Source organism: Paenibacillus sp. FSL P2-0173 (genome assembly GCF_038008045.1).
In the GTDB taxonomy this organism is placed as follows: Bacteria; Bacillota; Bacilli; order Paenibacillales; family Paenibacillaceae; genus Paenibacillus; species Paenibacillus polymyxa_B.
This window is the reverse complement of the sequence record NZ_JBBOYK010000003.1, coordinates 668,506-693,595: the sequence shown is the minus strand read 5'-3', so window position 1 is coordinate 693,595 and position 25,090 is coordinate 668,506. Positions and strand designations below refer to the sequence as shown.

The window sequence follows — 25,090 nt, the reverse complement described above, 5'->3', positions numbered from 1 at the left end:
CGAAATAAAAGGCCGCCCCTTATGAGACAGCCCCATGCTTCTTGTACAGTCCGAAATCGGATTTACGAGGAAGCCGAAAAAATGCTAAAACGCTACTGACATCCCGTTGTCAGTAGCGTTTTTGTATATTAGGAGCATGCGAATAGCGCAGTGTTTTGGAGATAGGGCGACCTTTCTCAAATCTTATCATAGAGGTGGAATCTATTTATGAGCAATATCAATTGGGAAGTTGATGCGGACCACAGCTCCGTTGAGTTTTCGGTAACGCATTTAATGATTAATAGAATCAAAGGAGTATTCGAGCATTTCCAAGCGATCTTGAATTTTGACCCCAATGATTTAACAACCATGGGTATTCAAGCTTCCATAGACGCAAATAGTATCACAACTCGCCAATCGCAACGAGATGAACACCTGAAGAGCGACGACTTCCTTCATGCAGCCAAGTATCCAACCATTACGTTTCAAAGCACCCGCTGCGTCCTTGCTGGCGAAAGGCAATATGAGCTTACGGGCAATCTAACTTTGCATGGAGTAACAAAACCCATCACTTTTCATACCGTTTTTGAAGGACTAAATAAAGACCCTCGTGGCCGGGAACGTGTAGGATTTCATTCAACAGCCAGTATCGAACGCAATGAATTTGGCTTGACATTCAACTCGCATCTGGAAAAAGGCGGGATTGTTGTCGGGAATGAAGTGAGAATCGAACTTTATATCGAGGCAATTAAAATAGTAGATTAGCGGTCCTAAAGGCCATCCTTTTATCGGGATGGTCCTTATTCAAAAACTTGCCGCTACAAAAAGATGCCTTGGCGGCCTCATGTTGAGCCTTCCAAGCCTCCATCCGATTGATCTGGCTTGTAGCATAGCTTGGAGGGGATAGTTTTATCAACCTGCGTTATCCGACAATACATGGCCATTCCTTCTTTGGTTAGATGAGGCAGTATAAGGCTCCATAGGATGGACAAGATGTTTTTTGGATTTGGAAGAAACTTTTGGAGAAGAATTATTTCCTGTGTGCCATACATATTTATCGATAGTAAAGAAATAGCCAAATCTTCATATTGCCCGGCATATAATTCTTCTTTCATAAATCCTTTATTAACAAACCCCTTAAATATGTTGGTAAAAAGCGTATAGAAATCATTAACAACCTTAATTTGCATTTTAGCTATCTCCGGATATAACTTAGGCAATTCTGTAAAACTGGAGAAATAAAAGAAATATTTTTTACGGAATGCATTAAGAATTAAAAACTGCTGATTCAGCCCTTCGATAGAAACCTCCGCAGAGAAATTTAAGTTTTGGTATTCTTCATACTGCATTGCCATAACACCAATCATAAGATCATGTTTTTTTTTGAAATAGTATGTCAAATTACCAGGACTTATATTTAACGCATCGGAAATATCCCTCAATGTTACATATGCATATCCTTTTTTATTAAATAATTCAATTGAAGTCTCAAGGATCTTATCCCTTAAATTAATATCCATTTCTATCTCCTTTAGAGCGTTTGTGCTATGCACTTGAAATCAAAAGCATTATATCATAAATTGTTCCTTCAAGCCGAAATAAGTAGCTTGATTAAGAATACGGAAGAATTCGAGAGATAATTTGCGAAAATCCTCAGCCAAGAGTGCCATTCCCAATAAAGACCAGAGTTGAGTTGCTGTATTTGCAGGAATATACTGATTTTAGTACACGTGTACTAAAACTTTTCTGAATAATTATTGAAGGGAGTGAACCCCTTGCAAGAAATCAGAAAGAGACCTAAAGTTCACAATGCGATTGAACAGGATACAGAAGCACGCTGCTTATTGATTGGCTGGTTTGAAGAAAAACTATCAAATGGAGGCAAGCTATGAATCCATTACCTATCGACATTAACGAAAGAAGTAATCACTTTTATGAACTTACTTGGAAAGAAGTACAGATTCCTATGAGAGACGGGAATTATCTCGCCGCAAATCTTTATCAGCCTAATGTGGATGGGAGTTTTCCAGTAATTATGACGATGTGTCCGTATGGAAAGGATCTTCATTTCTCTCAATTTGCTCCTGCTAACCCAACGATCGCAATAGAATATACACATTCGCAGGATAAAGGGCCCTTAATTAGTTGGGAAACACCAAATCCTGAATTTTGGGTGCCGCAAGGGTATACTGTCTTGCGAGTAGATGAACGTGGTATCGGTAATTCTCCAGGAAAGCTGGATATATTATCAAATTCTTTGAAGAAAGATTATTATGATGCAATCGAATGGGCTGGAACGCAACCATGGAGCAATGGAAAGATAGGACTGCTGGGCATCTCCTATTTGGCTATGAGTCAATGGGCTGTGGCATCCGAACAACCTCCTCATTTAGCTTGCATCATACCTTGGGAAGGTACAGTAGATTATTATGCGGAATTCTGTTATCCGGGCGGAATCCAGGCGAACGGTTTTCTTTCATTCTGGTGGAAGAACGGAGTTTTGGCGCATCAATACAATCCCGATGGAAAATTCTCGGAAGAACAATTGCAAGCCAATCGCACTGATTTCCCGGAGATGGTAAAAAACAATCCATTACGTGATCAATCGTGGACGAATCGATTTTCTGATTTGAGTAAAGTAGAGGTGCCTTTATTATCCGCAAGCAACTGGTTTAGCGCCGGAATGCATACCCGTGGAAATTTTCTGGGTTTTCAGAATGCGGTATCAGAGCACAAGTGGCTTGAAGTACATATCGGGAGCCATGTTGGTGCATTTTACACCGCTCAGGGTCGAGAACTGCAGAAAAAATTTCTGGATTATTGGCTTAAAGGAATCGATACTGGCATAATGAGAGAACCGAAAGTGAAGCTTGCCATTCCTCGCGGAGGCAATAACTACACATGGCGCTACGAGAACGAGTATCCGCTTAAGCGCACCCAATGGACCCGCTTTTACCTTGATGCAAGCTCGAATTTGCTTTCGCAAGAGCCTCCGCAAGCCAAGGCCCAGCTTTGCTATGAAGGCGATAAGGAGTGCGAGTCAAAGCACTGGGCGAAGCCTTTTATGGTGAAAGAATTCTCGAGAGAGGAAAACAATTCAAAGCGTGTTCTGTTTGAAACCGATCCGTTTGATAACGAAACAGAAATTCTCGGGCCTATCAAACTCCGTTTGTGGGCATCGTCAACTACAGATGATATGGACATTTTCGTATCTTTGCGAAATATTGACTCACTAGGCAATGAGGTCGTTAACTCAGGAGCACTAACAGAGAAATTCCCAATTAGCCAGGGCTGGCTGCGCGCTTCCTTACGTAAAACTGATGATGAATTATCTACGGAGTATAAGCCTTATTACACCTTCGATGAGTTTCAAAAGCTGGTTCCAGGAGAAGTCTATTGCTTGGATATTGAGATATGGGATAGTGCAATTGTTGTAGCTAAAGGGAACCGATTGCTCCTGGAAATTGGAAGCCAGAATCAAAGTGGCTGCGCACTGCTGACTCAGACGGCGGATGACAGGGTTTGGGATGCAGACATTACTCTATATACAGGGGATGAATTTGATTCTTATTTGTTGCTGCCGATCATACCCTAACTGAGTTCAAGTTGACATGCTTCCCAACGCCCATGTTCCCTCAGACAGAAGGAAGTTAGAGAGAATATTCCTTTGGATCGGTGACGATTTATGTGTACCAGTAAGTTGTGAGCGCCAGAACCGTAACATAAATAGCGGCAAGTTTTTTGGGGAATAATGAGATAGAAGGAGAGATGCAAATGCCCTATATCGTTGATTTTAATAATGTGTCTACGGTTGGTTTAGAGTCTTCACCTGTAGTAGAAGCGCTTGCTGGTCTGCGTGCTAATGAAGCCCGTTACTTTATGAACAAATACAAGCATGAATTTACGGTTGTGTCAGCTAGTGAAAGTCAGGAGACCCTTGATTATGTGAACCGAATTCTGAAAGAGCGTGATATTGAGTTTGCGGCCAAACCTTTAGAAACGTCACGTTTTCAAGTGGAAAATATTAAATTTGCTTATGTCTTTTATGAGGATGGTCTTGAGGTCAACGTCATGTATACGGTTGATGACACTAAGAAGCGGGCCGTTGGGTTTAAGCTTTCTGAGGGGATGGAGGTACCAAAGGAGCTAGAAGGGAAGTTTAAGTTTGCTAGGCAGAAGTCAAAAATAGCTGGAACAATTCGGGGTTCGTTTTTTGTAATTAAAGGAGAATACTAAAGTAGGCAAAAGCGCAATTGGAGAAATCGGATGTAAATCAGCTTCCGATCTCTCCGTAACATGATTATGACTTGGATTAATTATCTTTGGAGTGTCGTTCACCCACTTGGTACTCATTCGCATGTACAAACATATATTTCACTGTTACGGGATCTTGGCCCGTCAGCTTCTTAAAGTCGTCCGTAAATATATCCATTTTTCCTAAGCGAATAGCTTGTCCAAAGGTAACCATACCTTCAGAAGAGAAGGGGGCTTCGGAGTCCTCTGCAAATTTGCCATCCGTTGTTCTGGGAACACCCATGGCATCAAATATGGCGTAGTTTTCTTCATCCGTGATCTGCTTGTAGGTAATATGATGACCCGTTACTTTATTTCCAATCTCGATAAAGTCGGACATTGTTATTAATTCGGGACCATTTATATTTAATATCGCCTCATGATAATTGCTTGCTGCTAATGCATAAGCGACAGCTTTTGCACAATCTTTCCGTGAGATATAGGCCATCTTGCCGTCACCCTGGTTGTTTTTCAACACGCCGTCAGACTTCACATAGGTGAAGTAATTGGTAACCATAGCTTCCGCATATTGCGAATTACGCAGGAAAATATAATCTAACCCGACACTTTTGATATAATCTTCTGTATAGACATGGTCCAGTTTTTCAACACTTGGATTGGATTCATCCGCCGCGTTAACCAATGAAGTATAGATGATTTGTTTTACTCCAGCTTCTTTCGCCGCATCGACCACGTTTTTGTGTGCATTTTGGCGTTTTACCCCCACAAAAGGCATGGAGATTAAAGCAAGCTTATCTGCATTAGCAAAAGCTTCTGCAAGACCGTCTATTGTATTGAAATTGGTCACATGCGTTTCAATACCTTGTTCTGCATACCCTTGTAAAGATGCCGGATCATATGCACAAAAAATAATTTGGTCTTTTTCTACTAATTTCAATAAAAATTCAGCCGCTTGTCTGCCCAGATTGCCATCCACACCCGTTAATAATAACTTACCCATGTTTGTCGTCACTCCTTGCTGAAATGAACTATACTTATATATTATGTGAAAAAAATAACAAAGTATAATACAAAAAACTTATGGGCTATTGCTAAAACGAATTTTGTATTTGTTGCAGGAATGAGTATAATGCTGGATTAGAATTATTTTTTAAGTAGCCTATTTCGATTTTAAAAGTATGGTGTGAACCCTGTATGGGAATGAGTCGGACCTCTTCTTTCAGGTCAGCAAGATCATAGTTATCTGGGAAAAAGCCAATTAAATTCTCTGTGATGATATAAAACAGCTTTGTTTCGACATCGTCTGCGGTTCTAAGGATGTTGGGCTGGTAACCATCTTCCATGGCATGCTGAATCATTAAATAATAGGAGTCTCCAATAACCATTGGATTCAGCATGACAAGCGGATACTTATATAGTTCTTCCTTTGAGATGGACTCAAAACTGAAGAGGGGATGTTGTTTACTTACGGCCGCGCAGTATCGTCCGCTATATAATGTATGGGTTAGGATTTCTTCTTTCCCTTTAAACTCTGAGTCAAAGGCAACGGCCACGTCATGTATTCCTTTTTGCAGATACTCAGCGATATCCTTTAGCAATACTTTATTTAATTCAAGTTTAATCTTTGGATGATTTTCTTTAAATGAAGGGATAAATTTTAACAAGCTTTGGATATCTGTGATTGCAGCATATTCGATACTCAATAGTTGGGTATTATATTTTTGAAAATTTTCCATGCTTGTTTTCATATGATTATATTGCTTCCAGAGCACGACGGCCTCTGCATAAAACAGCCATCCCGCTTTGGTGGGCTCAATCGGAATTTGTTTTCTATCAATTAACTGAATGTTGAACTCATTCTCAAGTGAGGCAATTTGTTGGCTAATCGTAGTTTGCGATACAAAATTCTTTTTTGCTGTTTCTGTGAAGTTTCTACATTCAACGAGATCTATAAAATATTTTATCCTTTTTAGATTCATGTTTACCTCCAATTGTATGAAATTTATTAAAACTTACGTTCCCGCCATAAATTCAAGCCAGCATACCCTAATGTTAATGGCAAACTGGCGGTTCATAATTGGAGGTAATGTGAGCACCATCTACTTCAGTTTCTTCTTTACCGTCTCCCCTTCAATCAACACGGGCTGATAATAGGTGTGGTTGCGTAGATCCTTCTTCCCTTGCAGTTTCTTAATAACCCAATCGGCGGCATCACGTCCCATTTGTTCCTGTGGGTGTGTTAATGTGGTTAGCTTGATGTTTGCATTTTTGGAAATATAGGAATTATCTTGACCAATAATGGATATGTCTTCGGGAACAGATATCCCAAGTTGTCTGCATACATGTACAACTTCTAATCCTACCTCGTCGTTATAGCAGACAATTGCGGTTAACCCGTCTCTTTGTTCGGTAAGGAATTTTTTTAAGTTGGCGGACAGGTCCTGCTTCGTCTCTGTATAGAATGAGAGCACTTGCTCTGGGTGAAACCGTAATTTGGCTTCTCCAAGCGCTTTGATATAGCCCTTCATTCGATGCTTTCCTTGCAAATCATCCATTTTGGCAATGATACCAATGTGTGTGTGTCCGTTAGCAATCAATTCTTTTGTTGCCAGATAGCTGGATTGTACGTCATCGAGACAAAAGAAGGGAACTTCCAACTCTTCATAATAAGCATTAATCATGATGAACGGAACATCCTGCTCCTTGAACGTCAAATAGTAAGAGATATTGGGATTATATAGATTGCTCTTCGTAGGCTCAATGATCAAGCCATCCACACCAAAGGACAACATCATCTCCAAAGCTTTCTTTTCCTGTGCGACATCATTATTTGTACTAGCTAATAGCAATGAATAATTATCTTCATTCAATCTAGCTTCAATCCCGCGAATAATAGAAGGGAAGATGTAATCAGAAATATAGGTCGTGATGACTCCGATGGTTTTATTACTGGAATTCCCGCCGGTTTTTGATCGGAATTGGTTGCTGACGTAAGTGCCCGATCCTTTTTCACTTCTTAAAAAACCCTCGTTGGATAGTTCTAAAATAGCCTTTCGTACCGTCTGGCGACTAACTTTATACATATCCTGCAAAGCCGATTCCGTTGGAATTTGTTCTCCTACGCTGTATGCTCCTGATAGAATGTTGCTTTTTATATCCTCAAGGATGACCTGATACTTTGGTTTCACTTTATTCCTTCTTTCCTGGTTGTCCTAATACCAATTTACCTATCCATAATATTTGTATGTACATATTTTAGCATAATTATGAACTTATTATAATCCATTGCCCAACATGCAGTAATACTAAAGGAAAAATAGAGAAACATTCAATTCGTAAGAATATTTGTAGGTATAACTATGTATTCGTGTTGACAAATGTACGAACAAAAAATATACTAAGGTTGTAAATTAAAGAAAGCGCCTTCTTTCAATTATTGCGATTATAACAGTTGTTCAGAGAGAGGAGTCACGTGAGCATGGATCAAGACATTAAACAAGCGATTACTAAGGGAGAAACCTCACTTGGTATCGAATTTGGATCCACACGTATCAAGGCAGTGCTGATTGATCATCATTTTGAAACAATCGCATCTGGAAGCTATGAGTGGGAAAATCTCTTGGTAGACGGATATTGGACGTACAACTTAGAGAGTATTATTACGGGTCTACAAGAGGCTTATAGCGAAATGAAGCAAGAAGTTGAGCGAAAATATGGAATCACCCTTCGTACCGTTGGATCTATAGGATTCTCTGCAATGATGCACGGATATATGGCTTTTGACAGCAAAGGTGAGTTGCTTGTTCCGTTCCGGACTTGGCGGAATGCGACAACCGGTGTTGCGGCAAAAGTGTTAACCGATAAATTCCAATTCAACATCCCTGAGCGATGGAGTATTGCTCACCTGTATCAAGCTATATTGAACGAAGAGCAACATGTCCCTCAGATTGATTTTATGACGACGTTAGCTGGATATATTCACTGGCTGCTGACTGGCAATAAGTCCATTGGCATCGGAGATGCTTCGGGTATCTTCCCAATTGATGAGACTACACATGATTATAACGAATCGATGGTTAAGCAGTTCGATGAACTCATTGCAGCCAAAGGTTACGATTGGAAGTTAGAAGGAATTCTCCCTAAAGTTTATATTTCAGGCGAGCAGGCAGGTGTACTAACCGCCGCGGGAGCCAAAATCTTAGATAAATCCGAAGATTTACAACCAGGTATTCCGCTTTGTCCTCCAGAAGGTGATGCGGGAACAGGGATGGTCGCTACGAATAGTGTGAGGAAACGGACTGGCAACGTCTCTGTGGGAACCTCGGTTTTTGCCATGCTTGTATTAGAGAAGGATCTTTCAGCGGTATATCCGGAAATTGATCTGGTGACTACACCGAATGGTAATCCGGTCGGAATGGTTCATGCCAACAACTGTTCAAGTGATCTCAATGCTTGGCTGGGATTGTTCCGTGAGTTCTATGAGGCAATGGGGCAAAAGGCCGATCCAAACCAATTATTCAGTGTGTTGCTGAACAAGGCTTTGGAAGCAGATCCAGATGGCGGCGGCTTACTTAGCTACGGATATTTGTCAGGAGAGAATATCACCGGAATAGAGAAAGGCCGGCCATTGTTTGTCCGCTCCCCTGAGAGCCGTTTCAATTTGCCCAATTTCATGCGGACTCATCTTTTCACTGCGTTTGCTGCTTTGAAAATCGGAATGGATATTTTGACAAAGAAAGAAAATGTAGCAATTGATAGCATACTGGCTCACGGTGGTTTATTTAAAACCCCTATCGTCGGACAAAAAATCGTTGCGGCTGCCATGAATGTCCCGGTATCAGTGATGTCAACAGCTGGAGAAGGCGGGGCGTGGGGTATTGCTATTCTGGCTTCTTACATGATGAACAAGGCTCAACAAGAAAGTCTGGAAGACTTCCTCGACCAAAAAGTATTTAGAGATGCTGAGGGGCAAGAAATTTCTCCTGACAGTTCCGACGTTAAGGGATTCGAAGCATTCATGGAACGCTATACACAAGGTCTAGCGATTGAACAGGCTGCTGTAGATAATCTAGTGGAAAACTGGAGGGATTGACGTGTTAGAGCAACTGAAAGAAGAAGTATATCAAGCCAATCTGGATTTGCCTAAACATGGACTCGTGAAATACACCTGGGGTAACGTAAGCGCTGTTGATCGTGAGAGCCGCTTATTCGTTATCAAACCTAGTGGTGTTAGTTATGACACGATGAAACCTAGCGATATGGTGGTTGTTGATTTTGATGGCAATGTTGTTGAAGGAGAAATGAGACCTTCATCAGATACACCGACTCACGCCGTGCTTTATAAGCATTATGCAGAGATCGGCGGTATTGTACACACGCATTCAACTTGGGCGACCATTTGGGCTCAAGCAGGCTTGGATGTACCTGTAATGGGGACTACTCATGCAGACACCTTCTATGGTTCTGTTCCTTGCGCCCGTTTCTTGACACAAGAGGAGATTGATCGTGGTTATGAAGCGGAAACTGGCCGTGTCATCATCGAAACTTTTGAGCAGCGCGGGCTGGATATTTTAGCAGTGCCGGGTGTTCTGCTTAAGGGTCATGCTCCCTTCACTTGGGGGAAAGATGCAAAATCGGCAGTCATGAATAGCGTCGTGTTGGAAGAAGTTTCGAAAATGAATTTATTCGCACGAGAATTGAATCATTTTGCTGAAGAATTGCCGCAACGCATTCTAGATAAACACTATTTACGCAAACATGGGAAAGACGCGTACTACGGGCAAAAGTAATATAAACTAAAAAATTATGAAAAGAGGATGAATGATGTCAACAGTAGGTACAAAACAGTTCTGGTTTGTCGTAGGTTCACAACATCTGTATGGAGAAGAAGCATTAGCAGAAGTCAAAGCACACGCACAAGAAATGACCGATGCCTTAAATAAGAGTGGCGTTCTGCCTTATCCGCTTGTATTGCAGGATCTGGCGGTTAGTGCAGACAAAATTACTAGCCTTATGAAAGAAGTCAACTATCGCGACGAGGTTGCCGGTGTCATCACGTGGATGCATACCTTCTCACCTGCAAAAATGTGGATTCGTGGTACTAAATTGCTGCAAAAGCCGCTGCTTCATCTTGCTACACAGTTCAATGAAAGTATTCCTTGGGCTACGATTGACATGGACTTCATGAACCTCAATCAGGCAGCTCATGGTGACCGTGAATATGGATTCATCAATGCCCGTCTGAAGAAACAGAATAAAGTGGTCGTAGGGTACTGGGAACGTGCGGAAGTGCAGAAGCAAATCGCAGAGTGGATGGATGTAGCGGTTGCTTATAACGAAAGCTTCAATATCAAAGTTGCCCGCTTTGGCGACAACATGCGTAACGTTGGCGTTACGGAAGGCGATAAGGTCGAAGCCCAAATTCAATTTGGATGGACCGTTGACTACTTCGGAATTGGCGACCTTGTTCAGTACGTCAATGCTGTGAAAGAAGAAGAGATTGATGCTTTGTTTGCAGAATACTCCGAACTCTATGAATTTGATTATGGTACTTACAGCAAGGAAGCTTGGGAAGCCAGCGTAAGAGTGCAAGCAAGCTATGAAATTGCCCTTAAACGGTTCCTGGATAATGGCGGCTATACTGCCTTCACTACGAACTTCGAAGACCTCTATGGTATGAAACAGCTTCCTGGTCTTGCCGTTCAACGTTTGATGGCACAAGGATACGGCTTCGCCGGTGAAGGGGACTGGAAGACGGCAGCGCTCGATCGCCTGCTTAAAGTAATGAGCCATAACCAATCCACTGGCTTTATGGAAGACTACACCTATGAATTGGCGGCTGGTCAGGAATCGATCCTTCAATCCCATATGCTTGAAGTTGACCCAACGTTGGCAAGCAACAAGCCTAAAATCATCGTTTCACCGTTAGGTATCGGCGATCGTGAAGATCCAGCCCGTCTGGTGTTTGACGGCAAGGCAGGAGACGGTGTAGTTGTTTCCATGGCTGACTTTGGCACGCATTATAAACTGCTGATCAATGAGGTTACTGCATTTGAACCGACAGTTCCTGCTCCAAATCTTCCAGTGGCCCGTGTACTGTGGAACGTGAAGCCAAACTTCCAAGATGGGGTTAAAGCATGGATTGAGAACGGCGGCGGTCACCATACCGTGGTTTCCTTGAATCTAACCACAGACCAAATTGTTACTTATGCAAAACTGGTTAACCTGGAATACGTGATTATTAAGTAACTAGAAGATAGTCATCTACTAAAAGCATTGGGTCAGTCCTCAGGACCCAGTGCTTTTTATTAGTTTTCTAAGAATGTATAGATATGGGAAGGTTCCTAAGCTATCTGGCATTATAACGGGATAATTGGTTTCTCCTTAAGGTAATCATTTAATTCATAAGGATGTGATACTATGTCCAATTTACCAGCTACGAAAACGAAACTGGTTATCGTTGAAGGTATACCTGGCTCTGGTAAATCCACATTATCTAGACACATACATGACATGTTAAACACACATCAAATAGAATCGGAACTATTTTTAGAAGGGGACTTACGACATCCCGCTGATTATGAATCGGTTGCATGTATGCCAAACGAAGAACTTGATCAGCTTCGATCAATCTATTCCGAGGCGTTTCATTACATTGATCCGTTTATATCTTTGAATGGCAACGACTCTTTAATCGCCTATGCGCTTGCGCAGCAATCAGCCCAAAATGAAATTCCCTCTAGTTTGTATGAGGAAATCCGGCGTTATGAAATCTACGATGGAGTACCCGTAGAAAAGTATTGCGAGTTGATGATTCAACGTTGGAAGTCTTTTGTTAAAGATCAGCGAGAAAAAGAAAAGTTGATGATACTCGAATGCTGTTTTTTACAGAACCCAGGGTGTGCATTACTCGCCCGGCATGATGCTGGAGAAGATCGTTTTATTCAGCATGTATTACAGATTGCGGAGCAAATTCAGGAGTTAAATCCAATTTTGTTCTATTTGAAGCAACCAAATGTGCGTGAGACGATTGAGCGAGTTAAAACAATGAGATCTCAAGAATGGTTAGATTTCGCGATTTGGTACCATACGGAGCAAGATTATGGAAAGAGGAAGGGTTTGCACGGGTACGAAGGATATATTCAGTTCCTTGAACATCGACGTGAGCTAGAATTGCAAATCATTGAGCAACTCCCTTTTCAATCATTTATTATGGATAACTCCGATTATGCTTGGGAGAATCAACAACAGACCATTTTGAATATTATGATGAAGTATTTATAAACCGTGAAGCTCATTCCAGAAAACGTTAGTGCAATTAGAAAGGGCCTATCCCGTAAAGACATATTTTACCGAATTATTCATATACATGGACTGTTGATTCGATCATTGGAAATCTGTACTCTACATCATTTGCTTCTAAACGCTTTTTTGGTGTCTGTTATTACTGCTAGTAAGTGAAGCTCAAATAATACAGCGTGTTGAGATCAATTCTTATTATTTCTGCAAAGAAAATTCTCACTTTTTAGCAGAAATGATTTATAATTATCAGATAATAGACAATATAATTTTTAAAAGATTATATTTTAGTTATAATAGAGACAGAAAAGATATGTTCCTGAGTGGAGCCTTGCTTCTTGTATCATCTAAGCAGGAGGGCCTGCTCTTTTTTGCAAATATAAGAGATAAGGAAGGTTTTTATGAATAGCATTCAGAAAAAAACAGACATTATCTTAATTGGTGCCGGAGTCATGAGCGCGACTCTGGGATCATTGCTGAAAGAGTTAGCACCGGAGTGGGAAATTCAAGTGTTTGAGAAACTCGCAAACGCGGGAGAAGAAAGCTCTAACGAATGGAATAATGCAGGTACAGGCCATGCTGCACTGTGCGAACTGAACTATACATCCGAGAAAGCTGATGGATCTATAGATATTCGTAAAGCTGTAGACATTAATGAGCAGTTTCAGCTTTCAAGACAGTTTTGGTCTTTTCTTGTAAACAGCAATTTGATTCGTAATCCACAGGACTTTATCAAACCAATACCTCATATGAGTTTGGTAACAGGAGAGAAAAATGTATCTTTTTTGAAAAAAAGGTTTAAAGCGCTTTCAACTATTTCTCTGTTTCAAGGCATGGAATTTTCCGACGACCCTGAAAAGCTGAAGGAATGGATTCCGTTGATTATGGAAGGCCGTACATTGAATGAACCAATCGCGGCAACCAAAATCGACTCTGGAACAGATGTCAACTTTGGTGCTTTAACACGCATGTTGTTTGAGCATTTAAAAAGTAAAAACGTCGACATCAATTACAAGCATAGTGTAAAGGATATTAAACGTGCGAGCGACGGCTCGTGGAAAGTCAAAGTCCATAATCTGGACAACGGTAAAATCGAATACCATAATGCCAAATTTGTCTTTATCGGTGGTGGCGGTGGAAGTCTACCTTTGCTACAACGAACTGGTATTCCTGAGTCCAAATATATCGGGGGATTCCCGGTAAGTGGACTATTTATGGTATGTAACAATCCTAAGGTTGTCGCCCAGCATCATGCAAAAGTATATGGTAAAGCTAAGGTTGGTGCTCCTCCCATGTCTGTTCCGCATCTGGATACAAGATACATCGGTAACCAAAAAGCACTGCTATTTGGGCCGTTTGCTGGCTTCTCACCGAAGTTCTTGAAAACGGGCTCAAATTTGGATTTGATCGGTTCTGTAAAACCCAATAATCTCATCACGATGTTGGCGGCAGGCGCAAAAGAGATGGCATTGACCAAATACCTGATCCAGCAAGTGATGTTATCGAATGAAAAGCGTCTGGTAGAATTACGCGAGTTTATTCCGAACGCCAAAATCGAGGACTGGGGGATTGTGGTAGCGGGTCAACGTGTGCAGGTGATCAAAGATACGGAGGGCGGTAAAGGAACACTTCAATTTGGTACGGAGGTGGTTAGTGCCGCTGATGGTTCGGTAGCTGCCCTGCTCGGCGCTTCTCCGGGTGCTTCTACTGCTGTTCACGTTATGCTGGAAGTATTGGAAAAATGCTTCCCACAACATATGGAAGAGTGGGAACCAAAAATAAAAGAGATGATTCCTTCTTATGGGGTGTCACTAGCGGAAAACCCAGAGCTTTACCAAGAAATTTACAATTCCACAACGGAGGTGCTGGGTCTGGGCGAAAAAGAACCGCTTCATCGTTAATTTTGCATGGCCGGTAACTGGATCATCCCACTACTTTTTAATAAAATGTGCAGTAATCTTACGATATATTTTAAAGTTGAATAAGTAACAACACCAAGCGGTGGGAAGGAATTCCCCACCGCTAAAATGCTTGCTTAACAATACAAAATTTTGCAATCCTTCTGCATTTTCGGTGTCTGCTACAGTGATCACAGTAATTATGTAGAGCGCTATAGGCTCTATTCAGTTCCAGTTGTCCAATAAACTGGTGCAGCGGATTACTACCCCGGCTTGGTTAAAACGCAGATGGGCGGAGAAAAGACAGAGCTGTCGGTGGAGGATGTAGCGAAAATGGAGGACCGACTGGCGACCCTGCCGGAGGATGGTCCAACGGGCGGATTTAATTACATGGATGATCAGCTTCCAGGGTAAAGCACTTATGTTACATTTGTGCGGTTGGGCGGATCACGATTTCGTTCACATCAATATCATCCGGTTGTTCAATTGCGAATCCAATTGCGCGGGCTACCGCGGCCGGTGTCATGGCTAGTTTATCCCGGATGGCAGCGAGTTGATCTCTCAATGCGGGATTGGTCATACCCTCCGTGAAATTCGTCTGCACAATACCAGGCGAAATGATGGTCACGCGCAGCTTGTCACCAGCCTCCTGGCGCAACCCCTCTGAGATGGCGCGCACAGCGAACTTCGTACCGGAGTAGACCGACTGGTTCGGCACAGTCTTATGTCCTGCTACAGAAGCGATGTTCACGAAGTGTCCGGAACCCTGCTTATGAAAGATAGGCAACGCTGCGGCTATACCGTACAAAACGCCTTTAATGTTGACGTCAATCATGTCCTCCCAGTCCTCGACACACAGATCTTCGAGAGGGGAAATGGGCATAACGCCAGCGTTGCTGACGAGAACATCCAGCTTCCCGTACCGTTCGCAAGCCAAATTAACGAGGCTGCACAGATCCTCGCGCCGTCTCACGTCAGTGCGTGCATAAACAGCTTCGCCACCTCCATTTGAAATGCGTGTCGCCAGCGCTTCAAGGCGATCCGCTCCGCGCGCTCCAAGCACGACTTTTGCCCCACGCTCGGCAAGCAACAGTGCTGTTGCTTCTCCAATTCCGCTGCTTGCACCTGTAATCACGACGACTTTGTTCTCTATTCTTCCTTCCAAATGCATAGCCCAATCCCTCTTCCTCTAATCTATTTGCCTTAGGCCCTTTGTTGGCCTTGCAAGTAAATTTTAAGTAGAATTCGCTTGAGACAGGTAGACCGATCAAGTCCAATTCTTGCCTAATCCTATTCGGCGTGCATATAATTAGCACATCAATATTAGCGTTCAACGGAAAGGACGGTGAAGCATGAATGATTTCGTCTCCTCCCCCCTCTGATATTTCTACGAATCTACAAGAACTGATTCATTTAATTCATCAACATGCGTCTTCGGATGGTACGTTTGTCTCGTCTGTGCCAGGACTTTATTTCAGACGTGCAAGCGATGTGTCGGAGCTAAATCATACGGTCCATATGCCCTCCCTGTACGTGGTTGCACAAGGCTCAAAGACAGCAATGCTGGCTGGAGAAAACTATGTGTACGATCCAACAACTTACATGGTCACATCAGTTCAGCTTCCCGTAACTGGTAAAATAACTCAGGCCTCGTCGGAGCTCCCTTATCTAAGTCTTCAATTATCCATTAGTCCAGACGTCATTTTGGATATTATCAAGAAGAGTCCTCCTCAATGTAACGTAAAGACTGGACGCGGCATACTGGTGAGCCAATTTGACCCTCTGCTGCTTGATGCGCTGCTTCGGCTTGTCAGACTTTCGGATACGCCTGCGGATATTCAGTTTCTTGCGCCGCTTATCACGCATGAGATCCTTTATCGTGTATTACAAGGTGAGCAGGGAGCTTTAATCAGGCAATTTGCCGTAGTTGGTAGCTATGCACATAGCATCTCCAAAGCGATCCATCTGATAACCCGCGATTACTCTAAGCCTCTTGTGATCGAAGAATTGGCGAAGGAAGTAAACATGAGCGCCTCTTCCTTACACAAGCATTTTAAAAAAGTAACAGCTATAAGTCCTCTCCAGTATCAGAAGGCCATTCGATTGCAGACTGCACGCCGCTTACTGCTCTCGGAGGGAGTGGAAGCCGCCACTGCAGGCTTTCGCGTTGGCTATGAGAGCCCATCACAGTTCAGCCGGGAATATGGACGCATGTTTGGACGTCCACCGATGAGTGATGTTACACATTTGCGTAATTCCCTTAGTGTCTCAGTTGATTGAGAGTTTCTTCGGGTGATCCGTGGAGGATGCCCAGAGGCAAGTTGTCTTTGGTCTGGTCAAAGAGGATATATCACACCAACGGAAGTTCGTCGAGCCGTTCGTAAATCAACAATCCTTTCTCTTTCGCCACCCTTACCATTTCATCGGCACCCTGAGAGGGTCCTCCAACCCGAAGCACGGCGTTACAGCAATCAAGCAGGCGAATGGAAGACGGATGAAAGATTCTGTTAAAAGTCTCGTCTCCCAAAGCAGTGGAACCAGCTGTCGCGATAAGGGGCAAAGCATACCACTCCCCCAGCACCGGCATATGACCAGCCTCGTAAACTTGAAGAGCAATTTCATTCATGTAGTTGACGTTCTTCTCAATTAATACATGATCATCATTCGTTCCAGATCGATACGGGCCTGCGATAAGGATATGAAGCGGTTTCGATTTCACTTTCAAGAGACCTTGGATCTGAGCGTATTGGAGCAGCATTATCGTCTTGGCGTCACGAATCTCACCGCTTTCGACCATGTTTAGCACTTGAGCAAACGGGAGTTCCATCACTTCAATGTTTTCCTGCTCCTCCTCAAGGCCACCACCGCCACCCGTTGTCATATCTTCACTATACTCGGCTACATAGAAGTGCAGGATTTCGGTAACGGAGCCCGGTGACATATAGGCCTCGCCAACTTTCTGCACACGGTCGATACGGTATCCCGTCTCCTCCTCCGTCTCCCGAAGAATACCTTCTTCCGGTGTTTCTTTATCGAGTAGTCCTGCACAGGTTTCGATAAGCATCCCAGTTTCATTGCCGTTCCGATAAGTAGGCATCCGGAACTGTCTGGTCAGCACAACGGTTTGTTTGTGCCGATTATAGAGCAGGATCGTTGCGCCGTTGCCGCGATCGTACACTTCACGGGATTGTGTCTCCCATTGTCCATTATTTTTTTCAAACTCGAATGTGACCTTATTTAAGATGTACCAGTTATCCGATAGAAGCTCCTCTTTTACAATCCGTACTCTTGGGTGATACTGTTGTGACTTCATCTCATTTCCTCCCTAGAAAGATTCCGTTCTCTTTAGTCATTTCGAGAGTTCCGTTCTGCTGCAGAAGCCGATTGACGTGGTCTCGAAACTTGTCAATAGCCGCTCCGACAAGTCGCTCTCTTGCGTTCATCGGAGTCGAGATTATATATTCGATCAGGGGTTCCGCTTCGTCGACCAACAAACAGTCCTCGTATCGAAGCAACCGAAGATCGGAAAAGCAAGAAGACAGCAAGTCCCCTCCGTTATCCAGGTGGAACCGTTTAATAGCATGATCCAACACATGAAGCTCAGGATCGAACGAAACCGCCAAGTGTTCGACCTCTTGTAGGTGTTGAGTGCTCATTGTAGAGGTGCATACTATACCTCCTTGCTTTAAGATACGGTGCATCTCGCGGATTGCTCTAGGGATGTCTGGCACGTGGTACAGCATGTTGTTAGCGATAACCATATCGAATTGCTCTTCATGGAATGGGATCTGTTGCGCGTCAACAGATAAAAACTTAAACTGCGGATTGTTGCTTCCCAAGCGACAACGTGCTTCTTCCACCATCCCGCTTGACATATCGGTAAGCGTGATACGCCAGCTGCTTGGAATTCGTTCGGCGTTTCTTATCCAAAAGGTCCCGTCGCCGCAGCCCAACTCGAGAATGTGGGCTCCCGGTTGGACCTCCAGTTGTTCAAAGATCCAACGATGCCAGCCTTGGGGATTCGTACTGTACTTGTCGTAAAGATGTATCCGCGTTTGCAGACGGTTCGCCGTCCGATATTGCTCCCCCCAATTTTGCTCACTCTGCACGGTTTGAATAACATCCGCCAAATGGTTCCAATCGGAGCCATAAGCCGACATTTCCATAGCATCTCGTATTGCATGTACTACGTGCTCTGTATGAGCAATTTTCTTTTGTAAAACATCGAGTTGTGCTTGCAACGAGTGTCTGATCTCTCCGTTGGATGGCGACTCTGCATCTAAAATATCCATTATTGTTTGAAGCGATAACCCTAGATACTTCAACATCTGAATTCGCTGTAGTCTTTCCATATCTTTCATGTTGTACAGTCTTATGGATCCAGTGCGATGACCTCCTGGACTCAGAAGTCCAATTTGGTCGTAATATCGCAGTGTCCTGACCGTTATCCCTGTACGTTTGGCAAGCTGTCCTGTCGTCAGATAGTTCTCTTTGTCCATCCATTGCTCACATCCAATTGATTGCTCTAGCATGTCGTTCTCAGTCAGTATAGCAAATGACGTAACGTCACCTTCAAGAAAAATTTATGCAATAAGAAACAAGAGAAAACCACCCTAGCAAAAGGTAAAGAAAGAATTTTTTCTAGTGAAGATAACCGAATCCCCGATGATGAATTATTCCCTTTGTTAGATAAGTCATTTTCTGATCCCAACTTTGCTTTAACGGGAGGAGAGTCTAATGCAGTTTGTCAGAACCGAAGTATAACAGTCTTAAAGGAATTGCTAAAAATCTACCGAGGACAGAAAGTCGCATTAGGCACTCATGGAGCTGTAATGACTTTAATGATGGAGTATTATGACAAGCAGTATGATTTGAATTTTTTACTACACACATCCAAACCAGACGTATACAGAATGGAATTCAATGATCAGGAATTAGTTGAGGTAAAAAGATTGTGGAACATGCCGTAATAGTTTGTGAGGAAAAGGTATAAGGACTATTCTTCAAAGAGAGACCACCCTTAAAAAAGGGATGGTCTCTCTTCGAAACTTTTCTTTTATAGCTATTGCGGCGAACCGTTAAGCAAATCTTCAGCTATTTTTACCAGGTCTTCTTTGCTCAGCGGGCTGTCCTGGTTATCAGATATGTTGTAGTGTAACCGTCTTTTTTCATCGAGCCATCCCAGTCGATTTTTTCCTACCTCCAAGGGCTTGCTTGTTTCGCTTGCTCTGATGTAATAGGCCTTGGTTCCTTTAATCATCAGTTCCTCAGCCGAATCCTGTTCATTTTGCATCACGGTCGTCTTTGTGACTTCGGGAGCGTATTTGGTGACGGTGATGTTTACATAGTCATTTCCTCTCGCATACCGGGCGAGGGTGAAGTCTGACTTGTCCCAGATCAGCTTTTGAATAAACAGATTTTCACCTTTCGGTGCAGCTTTAGCCTGTTGCGTCAGTTTATCCGTTAAAGCCCGATATTCCTCTTTGTTCATCATCCCAGGATATGCAGCGACTGGGTAGACGTATCCGAAATCAAACCGGTAGCCATTCGGCAGATGAGTGGGACTATGCAACAGCGGAGCTTCTGTCCGCTTGATTTCATCCTGCAGACTGCTGAAGCTAGAAAGTTCAGTCGGCTTGTAGGCAAACAGGACGGGATTAGACGAATTTTGTTGATTCATAGAATCGTCCTTAACGTAATAGGCGGCATACTCTCCAGGCTGTAGACGGTCTGTCACCTCTTCGTTCCACTGTGTGTAGGTGGTTGTATACGTTTTGGAAGCGTCCGTTTCGGCAGGTGTTTTGGCGGTATTTAATACGACATCGCCTTTACTGTTACGGAATTCCAGATATTGCGAAGCGGCGTATCCAGTCACAGAGGCGCCCAATACAAAAAGCAAGATCATGATAGGAGCGGTGATGCGCGGCTGAAGACGCATTTTTACAATGAATCCCTTTTTGGGTTTCGCCTTTTGGTAGACCTGTTCCATCACTTTGTCAGAGACGTCAAAAGCTTGGATTTTTAGGACACTCTCTGGTTCTGTCAGCATGTCCATGTTTTTTAAGCCTCTATCTTTTAGATCGGTGTATTTCAGGCCTTGTTCCTGAGTTCTGTCTTGTAATTCACGCATTTTGGGTCCTCCTCTATGGGCTCCATCATTTTTTTGAGCTTTGTTTTTGTTCTGCCGTATTTTTTCTTGATCGCTTCCTCGCTTTTGTTCATAATTTCCCCGATTTCTCCAAACGATTTTTCTTCAAAAATGCGCAGCACCAACAGGTTTCGCTCCTCTGCATTCAGTTGGTCCAATGCCCGGCTCAGCGGTTCACTGAAAAGCTGACGTTCCATAACCTGCGCAGCACTGTCTGAAGTCATGTTAGTTGAGTTGAACAGGGTGATTTTAAATTTGCGCTGTAGTTTCTTCCTGCGAGTCAGGTTCAGGCAGTGATGATAAGCCATTTTATACAGCCAGGAGGAGAAGCCCACTGTGGGCTTGTACATACTGATTTTCTCGAAAGCACTAACGAAAATATCCTGTACGGCCTCTTCCGCTTCCTGCTCACTTCCTAATATCCGCCAGCAGTACACAAAAATCTGACGCTGATACTCCTTTACAATGTAGGCGTAATCCTGGATCTCGCCAGCTTGGACCCGTTTAATTCTATATTCGATTTCCTCATTCAAAGATTTAGGCACCCCCTCTGATTAAAAAGAAAACTATGTCTGTATAACAAATGAAGAGGACCGAAAGGGACACCTTTTCTAAAATTTTTTAAGTATTAATCAACTCTCTAAGAGAATACGATAAAGCAGAACAATTATCACCAACGTTGTTGATTTCATAGAGCTTGAATTTTTATTGTGGAAATAAATAGAATGATGAAATATACCTATCAAAAAAGTGGAAATAGATTGTAAAGAAAAAAGGAGATGGAAAATGGGGTTTTATGATAATAGAGAAAATGCTTTATTCCGCACTCTTCAAGAGCAAGTCATAACATTCAAACAATGGGGAGCTAGCATAGCTGAAAAACATGGAGAATGGGAAACGAATTATCTTTATTGGGATAAGCTTTATAATGCTGTTGAGGAAGTGTTAGAACATACTTCATTAGCTGAATGGCAGACAGAAGTTTATGAACTGATCTTATATACACTGGCAAGGGATAATGAAGTTGAGAATGTATTGCAGTTGTTAATTGTACAACCCAAAATATTTTTGTCTTTAGCCTACAGTGCAATTACATACTCTGATTACGAAGCCAGATGGCAAATAGCCTATGGATTAGGTGAAGTAAAAGGAATGAGGGATGAAGTAAATAGTCTTTTGTCTAAGCTCTCGAATGATGAGCACGAATATGTCAGAAGAAGGGCATTAATTGCATTGCAGAAAAAATGGAAAGATGAATTAAATGATCAAGAGATAAACTCGGCAATCCCGCCCGTATAGCTAACGAAAACCATCGGCTATGCTGGGCGGGATTGCCTCACCCTCTTTAATGCAGCGTATCTTCTACTTATTCCCTTTGCGTACCTTTAACAGCTTACCCTTTACGGTCGTATTCTTCATAATTTCAAGCACCAGTGGACCTTTACCATTCAGAATCTCAACATCTGTCGCATAATCCAGAATCGTAATGATTCCGATATCATCTGCGGTGACTCCGTCAAGCTTAGCGATGGTCCCCACGAAGTCGACAGCTCTGAGTTTTTTCTTCTTACCGCCGTTAAAGTTCAGCTTCATAATCTGTTGGTTTAATTGCTCGCGCTTATCTTTTTTGAGTGCGGTTTTTACATGCAGTTTCTGCTCAAAATCTTCTCTACGGAGATCAACAGCCTCTTCTGAGGGGGCCTTTACCTGCGGAATCGCGAATCCAATATATGCTTCAATATCAACTAATCTTCTGCCATCCTTAGGAGTGATGAGGGAAATGGCTTTCCCTGTTTTTCCAGCACGTCCCGTACGTCCTGTGCGGTGAACATAGCTTTCCTTCTCAAGGGGAATATCGTAGTTAATGACATGGGTGATATTCGTGATATCAATCCCTCTGGCGGCGACATCTGTCGCAATCAAGTAACGGAATTGACCCCTTCTGAATGCATTCATTACCTCAAATCGCTCGTCTTGCTCCATGCCACCATGAATGCGATCACATGGATATTCGAGATCAGCCAATGCTCTGAATAATGTATCTACATTCTCCTGCGTACGACAGAAAATAATGCAGCTGTCAGGATTCTCAACAATGAGCAGATCTTGCAGTAGTGCCAGCTTGTCTGACTCCTTCACCTGAATAAGAGAGTGATCAATTGTAGCGGTCGTTATGCCAGTCGCTTTAATCTCAATTCTAACAGGATCGTTCATATACTTGTGTGACAGTCTGGCTACATCCTCAGGAAAAGTAGCGGAGAATAACATGGTAACCCGGTCACTAGGCAGCGCTTGAATAATCGACTGGACTTGCTCGATAAAGCCCATATTCAGCATCTCGTCAGCTTCATCAATCACGAGGTAGGCAATCCGATCTAACGATAGCGTGCCTCGTTCGATATGGTCCAGTACACGTCCTGGCGTACCTACAGCCACATGCGTTCTTTGTTTTAACTCAGCCTTTTGGATATGAAAAGGATGTTTTCCATAAAGGGGCGTTGCTTTTATCCGCTTAAAGCGTCCAATATTCGTGATGTCTTCGGTGACCTGTAATGCGAGTTCACGGGTTGGCGTCAGGATTAAAGCTTGGGGCTTATTCTCATTCCAATCTACTAGCTCACAAAGTGGAATACCATATGCTGCTGTTTTGCCGCTACCTGTTTGCGATTTGGCGACAAGATCCTTCTTCTCAAGCGCAACAGGAATAACTTCCGTTTGAATCTCTGTTGGCGTCTCATAGCCCAAGCTATTGAGCGCTCTTACAATTTCTTCACTTAATGCGTAATCTGTAAAATGCTTCTGACTCATTTTCAACCTCTTCTGCGCTGTATTTGAATACCATTACATATATAATGTCATCGTGTATCGAACTTATACTCATCTAGTATACTCTATATCCAGGTTCACTCTAATACATATCCATGTTACTGTTTGTCTAATCGTATCCTTGGAACGTTTAACGAAGGGCTCGTCCATTTTCTCGTGTATGGTATCTGATGTGTTGGTCGACTGAGCTATTTCGCAATTTAACGACCAACAAACTTTACCCCATATGGATCTACGTTGAACAATTTCATGGAGAATTACTTATCTTCAATTGTATCGGCATTTCCATATCCGCATGCGTGAAAACATGTGTTACGAAAGGGCACCCAATCGGGTGCCCTTTGAACTGCCGTTAGCGCGGAAAACCGTATCAAAAGTATTGTTACGATGAAAAGTGAACCCAATCTCTCCCTTGGACAGCATCCATCTTTTTAAAGAAAATTTGAGCGCGTTTATTCTCAGTAGAAGTTATCCAGGTCATATGAGCATATCCATAATTTTGTGAGTACTTTTGACATTCTAAAAAAAGCTGTGATTCTACTTCTGTATCTCTAAATGGTTCCAATACAAATAGGTCGTTCATAACGGTGATTTTGTCTGCTTTCATCGTGCTAAAGGTAAAGAATAATGTAGCAAAGCCGATTAATTCTCCATTTTGTTCCGCCACAAATTGTATACCGTTTTGCTGCTCAAAAAGGGTTTGAATCAAATTATGAATTTTTTCGATAGGTGGCCTAGGGTTTTGATAAAAACCAACGATGTATTCATACATTAACTCGGTTAAATTGTTTAAATCATCAGGCTTAGCGTTTCTTATTAAAAATAACATTAGATGTACTCCCTTTTCATTAGTTTTGAATTAATATACATCGTAAAGTATATATATGCAAAATTAAGATCAGTGAAAGAATCTTTTGAACTCATGCAAATGCGAAGAAGTATGTAATATGAGCGCAACAAAGGCTGCCGAGGAAATGTATCCGGCAGTCTTTGTTGCGCTGAGGGACATGTGCGTCGAGAATACACCCATTCGGTAAAATTGAATTCACTCCGAATTACTTAAGAAGTGTAAGTGTCACCTCTATCGTGTTATCAATAAATGATCGTTCTGGACGAGACTTTATCATTACGGTTAGTCCAATTAACGATACGACTAGCGCCTGTGATACAGCCTTCGCATTGAGCCCGATCTCAAGCTCACCTGATTGTATACCTCGTTCAATGGTTTCTTGAAATATAACCGATAGGTACATTTGATGTTCCCTTGTAAGAATTTCAAATTTCTCATCATGAGGTGCAAGTTCAACCATTGTATTGATGCAAAAGCATCCTTTTCTAGGGTTTTCTGTATATTCCTCATCGACCACACCTTCAAAAAAAGCTCGAAATGCTTCTTTTACAGATGGTTTGCTTTGAAGCTTGGCTCGGATCAGAGAAGCACGGGACATCATGTATTTGCGCAGCGCAGCTTCGAACAATTCTTTTTTGCCTCCAAAAGTGGAGTATATACTAGGTCGTTGAATTTCCATTCTGGAAGTTAAATCACTCAGTGAGGTAGCTTCATATCCCTTCTCCCAAAATATTTGCATTGCTGCATCTAATACTTTATCTTCGTCAAATTCGCGGATTCGTCCCATAATCAATACCTCTCATTGCTCGTAATTTTATTCTTAACTCAATAGCTCTG

The 25,090-nt window shown here is 42.6% G+C and carries 23 protein-coding genes and 1 pseudogene; 12 read left to right on the top strand and 12 right to left on the bottom strand.

Going from position 1 to position 25,090, the window contains the following annotated elements; genetic code table 11:
• Positions 1-207 precede the first annotated feature (207 nt).
• On the top strand, positions 208-744 hold the full coding sequence (locus MKX30_RS19535; protein WP_341063293.1) for a YceI family protein: 537 nt from the start codon (positions 208-210) through the stop codon (positions 742-744).
• A gap of 77 nt (positions 745-821) precedes the next feature.
• Here MKX30_RS19535 and MKX30_RS19530 read toward each other — a convergent pair whose 3' ends face one another.
• Positions 822-1,499 carry a TetR/AcrR family transcriptional regulator gene (locus MKX30_RS19530; RefSeq protein WP_341063292.1) on the bottom strand — a complete coding sequence of 226 codons (678 nt, stop codon included), beginning with the start codon at positions 1,497-1,499 and terminating at the stop codon, positions 822-824.
• A gap of 368 nt (positions 1,500-1,867) precedes the next feature.
• Between MKX30_RS19530 and MKX30_RS19525 the strand changes: the two genes are divergently transcribed.
• Positions 1,868-3,574: a CocE/NonD family hydrolase gene (locus MKX30_RS19525; RefSeq protein WP_023991088.1), complete on the top strand. Its 1,707-nt coding sequence runs from the start codon at positions 1,868-1,870 to the stop codon at positions 3,572-3,574.
• A 179-nt stretch (positions 3,575-3,753) separates the two neighbouring features.
• Entirely contained in the window at positions 3,754-4,215 is a 462-nt protein-coding gene (locus MKX30_RS19520) for a hypothetical protein (protein ID WP_028540950.1), read from the top strand.
• 76 nt (positions 4,216-4,291) lie between these two features.
• Here MKX30_RS19520 and MKX30_RS19515 read toward each other — a convergent pair whose 3' ends face one another.
• The 3 genes from MKX30_RS19515 to MKX30_RS19505 all read right to left on the bottom strand — a co-directional run bounded on the left by MKX30_RS19515 (position 4,292) and on the right by MKX30_RS19505 (position 7,421).
• A complete protein-coding gene (locus MKX30_RS19515) occupies positions 4,292-5,233 on the bottom strand; it encodes an NmrA family NAD(P)-binding protein (RefSeq protein WP_028540949.1) in 942 nt (313 codons plus the stop codon).
• A 91-nt stretch (positions 5,234-5,324) separates the two neighbouring features.
• Positions 5,325-6,212 carry a LysR family transcriptional regulator gene (locus MKX30_RS19510; protein ID WP_028540948.1) on the bottom strand — a complete coding sequence of 296 codons (888 nt, stop codon included), beginning with the start codon at positions 6,210-6,212 and terminating at the stop codon, positions 5,325-5,327.
• A 120-nt stretch (positions 6,213-6,332) separates the two neighbouring features.
• Complete coding sequence (locus MKX30_RS19505; RefSeq protein WP_023991084.1) at positions 6,333-7,421, bottom strand: GntR family transcriptional regulator; 1,089 nt, start codon at positions 7,419-7,421, stop codon at positions 6,333-6,335.
• 290 nt (positions 7,422-7,711) lie between these two features.
• On the opposite strand from MKX30_RS19505, the gene MKX30_RS19500 reads away from it, so the two are divergent.
• The 6 genes from MKX30_RS19500 to MKX30_RS19475 all read left to right on the top strand — a co-directional run bounded on the left by MKX30_RS19500 (position 7,712) and on the right by MKX30_RS19475 (position 14,843).
• Positions 7,712-9,325: a xylulokinase gene (locus MKX30_RS19500; protein ID WP_023991083.1), complete on the top strand. Its 1,614-nt coding sequence runs from the start codon at positions 7,712-7,714 to the stop codon at positions 9,323-9,325.
• 1 nt (position 9,326) lies between these two features.
• Entirely contained in the window at positions 9,327-10,022 is a 696-nt protein-coding gene (locus MKX30_RS19495; protein ID WP_068939259.1) for an L-ribulose-5-phosphate 4-epimerase, read from the top strand.
• A 34-nt stretch (positions 10,023-10,056) separates the two neighbouring features.
• Complete coding sequence (araA, locus tag MKX30_RS19490) at positions 10,057-11,481, top strand: L-arabinose isomerase (protein ID WP_023991081.1); 1,425 nt, start codon at positions 10,057-10,059, stop codon at positions 11,479-11,481.
• Positions 11,482-11,652: 171 nt separating this feature from the next.
• The gene (locus MKX30_RS19485; RefSeq protein WP_341063289.1) at positions 11,653-12,516 is read left to right on the top strand and encodes a hypothetical protein; all 864 of its coding nucleotides are present in this window, start codon (positions 11,653-11,655) and stop codon (positions 12,514-12,516) included.
• A 416-nt stretch (positions 12,517-12,932) separates the two neighbouring features.
• On the top strand, positions 12,933-14,432 hold the full coding sequence (locus MKX30_RS19480) for a malate:quinone oxidoreductase (protein ID WP_341063288.1): 1,500 nt from the start codon (positions 12,933-12,935) through the stop codon (positions 14,430-14,432).
• A gap of 270 nt (positions 14,433-14,702) precedes the next feature.
• Positions 14,703-14,843: a hypothetical protein gene (locus MKX30_RS19475; RefSeq protein WP_237448877.1), complete on the top strand. Its 141-nt coding sequence runs from the start codon at positions 14,703-14,705 to the stop codon at positions 14,841-14,843.
• Between the two features lie 10 nt (positions 14,844-14,853).
• On the opposite strand, the gene MKX30_RS19470 is transcribed toward MKX30_RS19475, so the two are convergent.
• On the bottom strand, positions 14,854-15,600 hold the full coding sequence (locus MKX30_RS19470) for an SDR family oxidoreductase (RefSeq protein WP_341063286.1): 747 nt from the start codon (positions 15,598-15,600) through the stop codon (positions 14,854-14,856).
• Between the two features lie 185 nt (positions 15,601-15,785).
• Here MKX30_RS19470 and MKX30_RS19465 point away from each other — a divergent pair, with 185 nt between their 5' ends.
• Entirely contained in the window at positions 15,786-16,709 is a 924-nt protein-coding gene (locus tag MKX30_RS19465) for an AraC family transcriptional regulator (protein ID WP_341063285.1), read from the top strand.
• 70 nt (positions 16,710-16,779) lie between these two features.
• Here MKX30_RS19465 and nudK read toward each other — a convergent pair whose 3' ends face one another.
• Together nudK and MKX30_RS19455 are read right to left on the bottom strand one after the other, a co-directional pair.
• Entirely contained in the window at positions 16,780-17,742 is a 963-nt protein-coding gene (gene nudK, locus MKX30_RS19460; RefSeq protein ID WP_069080567.1) for a GDP-mannose pyrophosphatase NudK, read from the bottom strand.
• A gap of 1 nt (position 17,743) precedes the next feature.
• Positions 17,744-18,928 carry a MerR family transcriptional regulator gene (locus MKX30_RS19455; RefSeq protein WP_023991074.1) on the bottom strand — a complete coding sequence of 395 codons (1,185 nt, stop codon included), beginning with the start codon at positions 18,926-18,928 and terminating at the stop codon, positions 17,744-17,746.
• A 123-nt stretch (positions 18,929-19,051) separates the two neighbouring features.
• On the opposite strand from MKX30_RS19455, the pseudogene MKX30_RS19450 reads away from it, so the two are divergent.
• Positions 19,052-19,399, top strand: a pseudogene (locus tag MKX30_RS19450) (histidine phosphatase family protein); the annotation flags it as partial.
• A gap of 92 nt (positions 19,400-19,491) precedes the next feature.
• On the opposite strand, the gene MKX30_RS19445 reads toward MKX30_RS19450, so the two are convergent.
• Entirely contained in the window at positions 19,492-20,559 is a 1,068-nt protein-coding gene (locus tag MKX30_RS19445) for a DUF4367 domain-containing protein (protein WP_069080566.1), read from the bottom strand.
• Complete coding sequence (locus MKX30_RS19440) at positions 20,520-21,110, bottom strand: RNA polymerase sigma factor (protein ID WP_076264599.1); 591 nt, start codon at positions 21,108-21,110, stop codon at positions 20,520-20,522. Before MKX30_RS19440 ends, MKX30_RS19445 begins: the two co-directional genes overlap by 40 nt.
• Before the next feature lie 253 nt (positions 21,111-21,363).
• On the opposite strand from MKX30_RS19440, the gene MKX30_RS19435 reads away from it, so the two are divergent.
• Complete coding sequence (locus MKX30_RS19435; RefSeq protein ID WP_028540941.1) at positions 21,364-21,876, top strand: HEAT repeat domain-containing protein; 513 nt, start codon at positions 21,364-21,366, stop codon at positions 21,874-21,876.
• 63 nt (positions 21,877-21,939) lie between these two features.
• Here MKX30_RS19435 and MKX30_RS19430 read toward each other — a convergent pair whose 3' ends face one another.
• The 3 genes from MKX30_RS19430 to MKX30_RS19420 all read right to left on the bottom strand — a co-directional run bounded on the left by MKX30_RS19430 (position 21,940) and on the right by MKX30_RS19420 (position 25,040).
• Entirely contained in the window at positions 21,940-23,385 is a 1,446-nt protein-coding gene (locus tag MKX30_RS19430; RefSeq protein WP_076295174.1) for a DEAD/DEAH box helicase, read from the bottom strand.
• Positions 23,386-23,785: 400 nt separating this feature from the next.
• Positions 23,786-24,232, bottom strand: a complete 447-nt coding sequence (locus tag MKX30_RS19425) for a GNAT family N-acetyltransferase (RefSeq protein ID WP_075154986.1) — start codon at positions 24,230-24,232, stop codon at positions 23,786-23,788.
• A 226-nt stretch (positions 24,233-24,458) separates the two neighbouring features.
• A complete protein-coding gene (locus MKX30_RS19420) occupies positions 24,459-25,040 on the bottom strand; it encodes a TetR/AcrR family transcriptional regulator (RefSeq protein ID WP_023991067.1) in 582 nt (193 codons plus the stop codon).
• Between the last annotated feature and the right edge of the window lie 50 nt (positions 25,041-25,090).